Annotated in this window: 5 protein-coding genes and 3 pseudogenes; all 8 read left to right on the forward strand. The window is 60.9% G+C overall.

From position 1 onward, the window contains the following. Window positions 1–157 precede the first annotated feature (157 nt). Window positions 158–1,093, forward strand: a pseudogene (locus tag ACLK1G_RS00290) (methyl-accepting chemotaxis protein); the annotation flags it as partial. After that, a complete protein-coding gene (locus ACLK1G_RS00295; protein ID WP_420763568.1) occupies window positions 1,090–2,019 on the forward strand; it encodes a chemotaxis protein CheW in 930 nt (309 codons plus the stop codon). The pseudogene ACLK1G_RS00290 and the gene ACLK1G_RS00295, both read left to right, overlap by 4 nt. Next, complete coding sequence (locus ACLK1G_RS00300; protein ID WP_420763569.1) at window positions 2,012–2,818, forward strand: CheR family methyltransferase; 807 nt, start codon at window positions 2,012–2,014, stop codon at window positions 2,816–2,818. The genes ACLK1G_RS00295 and ACLK1G_RS00300 overlap by 8 nt, the downstream gene beginning before the upstream one ends. After that, window positions 2,811–3,323, forward strand: a complete 513-nt coding sequence (locus tag ACLK1G_RS00305) for a chemotaxis protein CheD (RefSeq protein WP_420763570.1) — start codon at window positions 2,811–2,813, stop codon at window positions 3,321–3,323. The genes ACLK1G_RS00300 and ACLK1G_RS00305 overlap by 8 nt, the downstream gene beginning before the upstream one ends. Next, window positions 3,320–4,381, forward strand: a complete 1,062-nt coding sequence (locus ACLK1G_RS00310) for a protein-glutamate methylesterase/protein-glutamine glutaminase (protein WP_420763571.1) — start codon at window positions 3,320–3,322, stop codon at window positions 4,379–4,381. The genes ACLK1G_RS00305 and ACLK1G_RS00310 overlap by 4 nt, the downstream gene beginning before the upstream one ends. A 226-nt stretch (window positions 4,382–4,607) precedes the next feature. Next, window positions 4,608–5,297 (forward strand): annotated as a pseudogene (locus tag ACLK1G_RS00315) (cache domain-containing protein); the annotation flags it as partial. A gap of 120 nt (window positions 5,298–5,417) precedes the next feature. After that, window positions 5,418–6,152, forward strand: coding sequence for a methyl-accepting chemotaxis protein (locus ACLK1G_RS00320; RefSeq protein ID WP_420764021.1), 735 nt, complete (start codon window positions 5,418–5,420; stop codon window positions 6,150–6,152). Window positions 6,153–6,302: 150 nt separating this feature from the next. Then, a pseudogene (locus ACLK1G_RS00325) lies at window positions 6,303–7,874 on the forward strand (methyl-accepting chemotaxis protein); the annotation flags it as partial. Window positions 7,875–8,068: the final 194 nt, after the last annotated feature.

The raw sequence follows: 8,068 nt of genomic DNA on the forward strand, positions 1-8,068 counted from the left end.
CGAAGGCACCGGTGGTGATGATTGGCAGGTCGACACGCGTACGTTCGACAAGTGGCCCTTTCATCTGGTCATGGCTTACCCCAAGGCTGAAGGTGACCGGCAGGGTAACGCGGCGTTCCTGGGTATCGCGGTGAGCGGTGTCCTGTTGTGCCTGCTGGTGATCGCCGTGCTGCAAGTGTTGGTCTCGCGCATGCTCAGCCGCCCCTTGAGTCGGGCGGTCAGTGTGGCCCACCGTCTGGCTGAGGGCGACTTGACGATGAAAATCGAGGTCACCAGTACGGATGAGGTCGGGCAATTGCTGTCCGCTTTGCAACGCATGCTCAAGCAGCATGTGCAGGTTATCGGTGAAGTACGCGCCGCTGTGAGTATCTTGTCGAGTTCCTCGGAAGAGCTTGCCAGCACTGCCCAGGGCATGAGCCAGGCAAGTGGCGAGCAGGCGGCGAGCATGAACCGGACCGAGGCGTCGACCCAACAGGTGTCGGTCTCGATTCTGCGCAACAGGAGCAACGCTAAAGTGACCGAAGACATCGCGCTCGCCGTCGCCAGGGAGGCCGGGGAGGGGGATCGCGCGGTGAAGGAGACGCTGCAGGCGATGAAGAGCATCGCAGAAAGGATCGGCATCATTGATGACATCGCCTACCAGACCGACCTGCTCGCCCTCAATGCCGCCATCGAGGCGGCGCGTGCCGGTGTGCATGGCAAGGGCTTCGCCGTGGTGGCCGGCGAGGTGCGCAAGCTGGCCGAGCGTAGCCAGGTTGCCGCTCAGGAGATCGGTGAAGTGGCGAAGGACAGCGTGGCACTGGCCGAGCGTGCGGGCAGTCTGCTGGACGAGATCGTTCCCGGCATCGCGAAGACCAGCGTACTGGTCCAGGAAATCGCTGCCGCTTCCGAGGAACAGTCCTTCGGCGTGGGTCAGATCAGCGCGGCCATGAATCAGCTCAACCAGATTACCCATCAGAACGTTTCGGCCTCCGGGGCGCTTGCGGCCATGGCTGAAGAAATGAGCGGCCAGGCCGAGCGATTGCGGCGATTGATGGGTTTTTTCACGCTTGAGGTTCACCACGAACGTGCGCGGTCAGGAGCAATGCAATGAGCTCATTGATTGACGCCGGCAACCTGGTGTTCTGGCTACTTGCGTCCCTGGCGCTCGGCATCGTGATACTCGTCGTCTTGAGCCTTCGCCACCGGTCGGAGCGGCGAATCGACAGCCAGGCAAGTGTTACAACTGCGTCGCCGGTCGATGCCGGGCCCGACGACCTCGAGCGCTTCAATCGATACGCGATCGAACAACTCAGCGCCATCTCGCAAGTGCTTGCGACAAAGCACCTCGAGATGCCCTCTAGCAGACAAGAGGACGGCGATTCCCGTCGTCATGTGGGTTATGGGGCCATCGGCGAGCAACCCGATGTCCGGTTACACATGGAGCTCAGTGAACTTGACGAAAAATTGCGCCAGCTGAACGGGCTCGCTGCTCGATTACTTGATACAGAGCAGCTCTTTGTCGATATGGACAGGGGGGCCTCGCCGACCGCCGACACAATTGCCGCGAACAATCACTACCTCTTTTTTACACTTGGGGGCGAGCCGTTCGCGGTGAGTGCATCCAGTGTCGAAACGATCGTCGGGGCCGCTCGAATCGTTGCCGGGTCCGGGCTATCGACGCGGTTGCGTCGGGCGATCAGGGTGCGCGACGCGCTGGTGCCGGTGATCGACTTGGGTTCACATTTCGGTGGGCTGCCGATAGAGATCGGCCCAGGCACCAGCATCATCATTTTCGAAGTGATGCGCGACGACGCCATGCAGTTGATCGGTGTTCTGGTCGATGCGGTTGTCAACGTGCTGCCGATCCCTGCGCTGGACATCCAGTCGCCGACAACATCGAACAGCGGAATTGCGAGCGATTTCATCCGCGGCACCGTCACGATCGACAACCAGGGCGTCACCGTGCTGGATATCGGACAAGGCCTTTTTGCCAATGAGTTCCTCGCCCTCGGCCCAAGGAACCCTGCAAATGAATAATCCGGTGCTTTCCGATAAAGAGTTCCAGCAGTTTCGCGGGATGATCTTCGAGATCGCCGGGATCAGCATGTCCGATGCCAAGAAGCCCCTGGTCAGCGGTCGCCTGGCCAAGCGCGTCCGCCAGCATGGGCTGTCCGGCTATGGTGAGTACTTTCGCCTGCTGATGAGCGAACGTGCGGAGCTGCAGGTCGCGGTAGATCTGCTGACCACCAACGAAACCTACTTTTTTCGCGAACCGAAGCATTTCGACTTCCTCCGTGAGCGGATCCTGCCGGAGTTGCTCGACCGCTCCACCTTACGTGTCTGGAGTGGCGCCTGTTCCTCCGGCGAGGAGCCCTACAGCATCGCCATGTCCTTGGCCGATGCCCTCGGCAGTCGACCTTGGGAATTGCTCGCCTCGGACCTCAGCACACGCGTGCTGGAGAAGGCCCGCGCGGGCTTGTACGACATTGCCGATGCGGAAAACATTCCTCGGCCCCTGTTGAACCGATATTGCCTCAAGGGGGTCGGCGAGCACGCCGGTAAGCTGCTGATAGACCCGGCGTTGCGCAACCGCCTGCGTTTCCAGCAGATCAATTTGAATTCCGCGTTGCCGGAGCTGGGTGAGTTCGAGGTGATTTTCCTGCGTAACGTCATGATCTATTTCGACCTCGAAACCAAGCGTCAAGTGGTGCGGCGCATGCTGCCGCTGCTCAAGCCGGGTGGCTATTTCATCGTCAGTCACTCGGAGAGTCTGAACGGCGTCTGCGACGAGCTTAAAGTCGTGGCGCCTTCCATCTACCGCAAGCCTCATGCGTAGACCCGACGGCATCATCGAAATTTTCTTGCAGCCGGGCGACTTGTATTTCGGCGATCGCTACACGCGCATCCGGACATTGCTGGGCTCCTGCGTATCGCTGGTGGTCTGGCATCCCAGGCTGCTGATCGGCGGTATGTGCCACTTCATGCTGCCGACCCGGCCGCACCCGCCAACCGGGGAGCTGGACGGTCGTTATGGCGACGAAGCCATCGAGTTGATGCTGCGTGAAGCCCGCGCTCACGGTGTCTCGCCCTCGGAATTCCGCATCCAGTTATTCGGCGGCGGCAACATGTTTCCCTCTATCGGTAGGCACAAGGACAAGCACGTGGGCAAGAAGAACGTCGATGCCGCCAGGCAGTTGCTACAGGCTCATGGTTTGACGTGCAGCGGTACCCATGTGGAGGGGATCGGGCACCGGAACCTGATCTTCGACCTCTGGAGCGGCCACGTTTCGCTCAAGCACATTGCGCCGGCGCTGGACCTGCGTCAGGAGGGGCGCGCATGACGCCCATCAAGGTCATGATCGTCGACGACTCCGCCGTGGTGCGCCAGGTGCTGTCGACCGTGCTCGCCGCACAGCCGGGGATCGAGGTGATCGGCGTGGCCACCGACCCGTTGTTTGCACTGGAGAAAATGCAACGGCAATGGCCCGATGTGCTGGTGCTGGACGTGGAAATGCCGCGCATGGACGGCATCACGTTCCTGAGGAAACTGATGGTCGAGCGGCCGACGCCGGTGGTGATCTGTTCCACGCTGACCGAGGCCGGGGCACAGACGACCTTGCAAGCGCTGGCGGAAGGGGCGGTCGGCATCGTCAGTAAACCCAAGTTGGGGCTCAAGCAATTTCTTTACGATTGCGTCGATGAACTGGTCCAGGCGATCCAGAGCGCGGCGCGGGCCAACCTGCGCCGGCTGGTTCCCCAGGCCGCTGTTAAATTCTCCGCCGACGCGATCCTGCCGGCCCCAACCCAGGCGATGGCACGAACCACCGAGACCCTGGTGGCCATAGGGACCTCCACCGGCGGCACCCAGGCGTTGGAGGCAATACTTACCCGCCTGCCGCTGGTCTGTCCGGGGCTGGTCATTGTCCAGCACATGCCGGAGCGCTTCACCGCTGCCTTCGCCGAGCGGCTGAATCGGCTGTGTCGTATCGAGGTGCTGGAAGCGCGCAACGGCGACCGGGTCATGCCGGGGCGGGCGCTGATCGCTCCCGGTGGGCGGCACATGTTGCTCACACGAAGCGGTGCCCAGTATCAGGTGGAGATTCGGGATGGTCCGCCGGTCAGTCGACACCGCCCTTCGGTCGACGTGCTGTTTCGCTCCGCTGCCCGTGCGGCCGGCGGCAATGCGCTGGGGATCATCATGACCGGCATGGGCGACGACGGTGCACGAGGTCTGAAGGAAATGCGCGACGCGGGTGCTCGAACCCTGGCCCAGGACGAAGACAGCTGCGTCGTTTTCGGCATGCCGAAGGAGGCGTTCAAGCTGGGTGCGGTGGAGCGCATGCTCCCCCTCGGTGAAATCCCCGCGGCAATCCTCGCCGGCATGGCTGGCAGGCGTTGAATACAAGCTTTTCCAAAGAACGCACTTAGACCGATGGGCACTGACGGCCCTGTAAGGGTGCTGGGCTGTGCGGCTGAACAGAGGCCCGTGCCCGAAGCCTGAAACATCAACTCGCCTCATGAGTATCGAACATTCAATGAAAACGCTTCGTAACATGCCCATCAGCCGTCGGCTGTGGATCGTACTCCTGCTCGCCATGACCATGCTGCTTTTGCTCGGCTTGACGATGTTGCGCCAGATCTACGCCGAGGAATATGCCGGCAAGGAAGACAAGACCCGGCAAGTGGTGGAAGTCGCCATGAACATACTCGAGCACTACCACAGTTTGGAAAAGACCGGTGCGTTGAGCCGCGAAGACGCACAGAAACAAGCCATCGCGATGGTGCGCAAGCTGCGCTATGACGGTGATAACTATCTGTGGATCAATGATCTCGGACCGAAGATGTTGATGCACCCGACCAATGCCAAGCTCGACGGTCAGGACCTCTCCGGATTCAAGGATCCGGACGGCAAGGCCCTGTTCATGGACATGGTCGCGGTCGCCAAGAGCAAGGGTGGTGGTTTGGTGGAGTACCGCTGGCCCAAGCCGGGCGCCAGCGAGCCGGTAGGGAAAGTCTCTTATGTCCAGCTGTTCCAGCCATGGTCCTGGGTGTTGGGCTCAGGCGCGTACACCGATGACGTGCAAGCCGCGTTTCGCGCTCAAATGTGGAAAGCGGCCGCTGTGCTGCTGGGCATCGGCCTGCTGCTGGGCGGCCTGATCATACTGATCAGCAAGAGCATCACCCGGCCATTGAACGACGCGGTGCGCGCGATGGCCGATATCGCCGACGGAGATGGCGACCTTACGCGTCAACTGGATGCTCGCGGTCAGGATGAGCTGGCCGCACTGGCCGGTCATTTCAACGGCTTCACTGGAAAACTGCGCGACGTGATCGAGCAGTCGTTGCAAGCGGCCAATGCGCTGAATCAGGCCTCGGCTTCGCTCAATGCCATCGCCACCGAGAGCCAGGGGCACAGCGCGCAGCAGTCGCAACAGATGGAACGCGTGGCGACGGCAATCAATGAGGTGACGTGCGGCGTCCAGGATGTGGCGAAGAGTGCCGAACAGGCCGCCGGGGAAGTGCGTGACGCCGACGAGCGAGCCCGGTTGGGGCAAAGCAGTATCGACAGTTGTTCACGGCAGATCGAACAGCTGTCCGGGACCATCGAGCAAGCGGTGGCGGTCATTCAGGCCCTTTCGCAGGAAAGTACCCAGATCGGAAGGGTGCTGGAAGTGATTCGCGCCATTGCCGAGCAAACCAACCTGCTTGCCCTCAATGCCGCCATCGAAGCGGCGAGGGCGGGGGAGCAGGGTCGCGGATTTGCCGTGGTGGCGGACGAAGTGCGCATGCTGGCTCAGCGCACTCAGCTGTCGACCACCGAGATCCAGGGCATGATCGAAACCTTGCAGCGCAACTCCGACGCCGCGGTCAAGGTGATTGACGAGAGCCGCCAGGGGTCGCAACTCACCATTGAGCAAGCCAACCTGGCCGGCCGCAGCCTGGATCAGATCGGCCAGTCCCTGCGTAACCTGACCGGGCTCAATGCTTCCATTGCCAGTGCGACCTCTCAACAATCCCAGGCGGTCGAAGACATCAATCGCAATGTCACCCAGGCCAGCGGCCTTGCTCAGGAGAACTCTCAGGCCTGCGAACGAACCAGTGCCGCCAGCCAGGACCTGCGGCAATTGGCCGGCCAACTGGATCGTCTGCTGGGCCAGTTTCGAGTTTGAGCCGTACTTCCGCACGGCATGCTTTTGCGGTTCATAAATTCAGTTGCTTGAAACTAAAGAGCGAAAGGCTCTGCGAGTAAAATTTTGATGAATAAACTGTTGGGTAATCTGAGCGTTAATCTGAAGCTTGCACTGGGCTTCTCCCTGGTCTTGCTGCTGACGTTGATCATCACCTTTGTCGGTTGGTTCGGGTTGGACACCTTGAGCGAGCGCGCAGACAAGCAAATGTCGATATCGGAAGTTGAAAAGACCACCAAGGACCTGCGCATCGCGCGTCTGTTTTACACCCTGAATAATGGCTCTGGAGGTGCCGCTGCCGTACTCAGGCAATTGGACACTCTCGATCAGAATCTGCTGCGGGCTCGTGCATTGCATAAATCACCTCGGGATATCGAGGCGATAGGAGAAAGTATCAAGATTGCCGGCAATTATCGTGAGGCGTTCAACCAATTCAGCCGTGTCCTTGAGGTTCGTGAAGTCACTCGCAAGCAACTGGCCGGCGATTCCAATACCGCTGCAGTCGGACAGTTAAACGAGGCACAGCTTGCTGTCCAACAGGCACAGGAGACTCTGGACCGGGAAGTGGCTCGGTTGTTTGAGTTGTGTAAACAGATGTCGGCCGAGCAGGTAGTGAAGCGCGACCAGGCCTCCCAACAAGCCAAGATGCTCCTCGGCGGTAGCGCGGCAGCCGCTTTGCTTCTGGGTATGTTGGCCGCCCTGATCATCAGTCGCCAGATCACCCGCCCAATCCGCGCGACGCTCGATGCAGTCGAACGCATTGCCGCCGGCGACCTGACGCATAACCTGGTGGTCACCCGCCGCGATGAACTGGGCGTGCTGCAACAAGGCATCCAACATATGGGCGGGACCCTGCGCAACCTGATCGGCGGTGTTCGCGACGGTGTGACGCAGATCGCCAGCGCCGCCGAAGAGCTGTCGGCCGTGACCGAGCAAACCAGTGTCGGGGTCAACCATCAGAAAATCGAGACCGATCAGGTCGCCACCGCCATGCAGGAAATGACCGCCACGGGGCAGGAGGTCGCGCGTAACGCCCAGCAGGCCTCGCAAGCGGCCGCGGCCGCCGACGACGAGGCGCGCGAAGGCGACCGGGTTGTCGGCCAGGTCATTGCACACATCGACCACCTGGCCATGGAAGTTGCCCGTTCCAGCGAAGCCGTGGCCGTGTTGCAACAGGAAAGCAAAAAGATCGGCAGCGTGATGGACGTCATCAAAGCGGTGGCCGAGCAGACCAATCTGTTGGCGCTCAATGCGGCCATCGAGGCCGCTCGCGCCGGTGACGCGGGCCGCGGTTTTGCCGTGGTGGCCGACGAAGTCCGTGGCCTGGCCCAGCGGACCCAGAAATCCACCGAAGAGATTGAAGATCTGGTTGCCGGTCTGCAGAGCGGAACCGAGCGGGTCTCCCTTGTGATGAAGAACAGCCGCAGCCTGACCGACAGCTGTGTCGCGCTGACCCAAGATGCCGGTTTGTCGCTGGCGAACATCACTCGCACGGTGTCGAGCATTCAATCGATGAATCAGCGGATAGCGACCGCCGCCGAACAACAGAGCATCGTCGCCGACGAGATCAGTCGCAGCATCACGAGTGTGCGTGACGTTTGCGAGCAGACCGCCGCTGCCAGCGACGAAACGGCTGCTTCAAGCGTCGAGTTGGCACGGCTGGGGAATCACTTGCAGGTGATGGTCGGTCATTTCAAGGTCTGAAGTGGGAAGGGCGGAGTAGGGCTTGCCCTACCCGCGTAATCCATATGCCTAGTTAAAATCAGGCGCACCTGATAGTCCCCGCGCCTTATCCCCGGCATCATCGCCACTGTTTTGATATCGCCGCTTCGGAAGGCTGAACGGTGGTCGTGTTGTCGCTACGTTGCTCTGTCCGATTGCCTGGATGTCGATTCCTG

Source organism: Pseudomonas algeriensis (assembly GCF_048847255.1).
Classification (GTDB): domain Bacteria; phylum Pseudomonadota; class Gammaproteobacteria; order Pseudomonadales; family Pseudomonadaceae; genus Aquipseudomonas.

What these genes read in the sequence shown, in the direction of transcription:
- ACLK1G_RS00295 (WP_420763568.1), top strand. Translation starts at nt 1,090, where the DNA reads ATGAGCTCATTGATTGACGCCGGCAACCTGGTGTTCTGGCTACTTGCG.
- ACLK1G_RS00300 (WP_420763569.1), top strand. Translation starts at nt 2,012, where the DNA reads ATGAATAATCCGGTGCTTTCCGATAAAGAGTTCCAGCAGTTTCGCGGG.
- ACLK1G_RS00305 (WP_420763570.1), top strand. Translation starts at nt 2,811, where the DNA reads ATGCGTAGACCCGACGGCATCATCGAAATTTTCTTGCAGCCGGGCGAC.
- ACLK1G_RS00310 (WP_420763571.1), top strand. Translation starts at nt 3,320, where the DNA reads ATGACGCCCATCAAGGTCATGATCGTCGACGACTCCGCCGTGGTGCGC.
- ACLK1G_RS00320 (WP_420764021.1), top strand. Translation starts at nt 5,418, where the DNA reads ATGGAACGCGTGGCGACGGCAATCAATGAGGTGACGTGCGGCGTCCAG.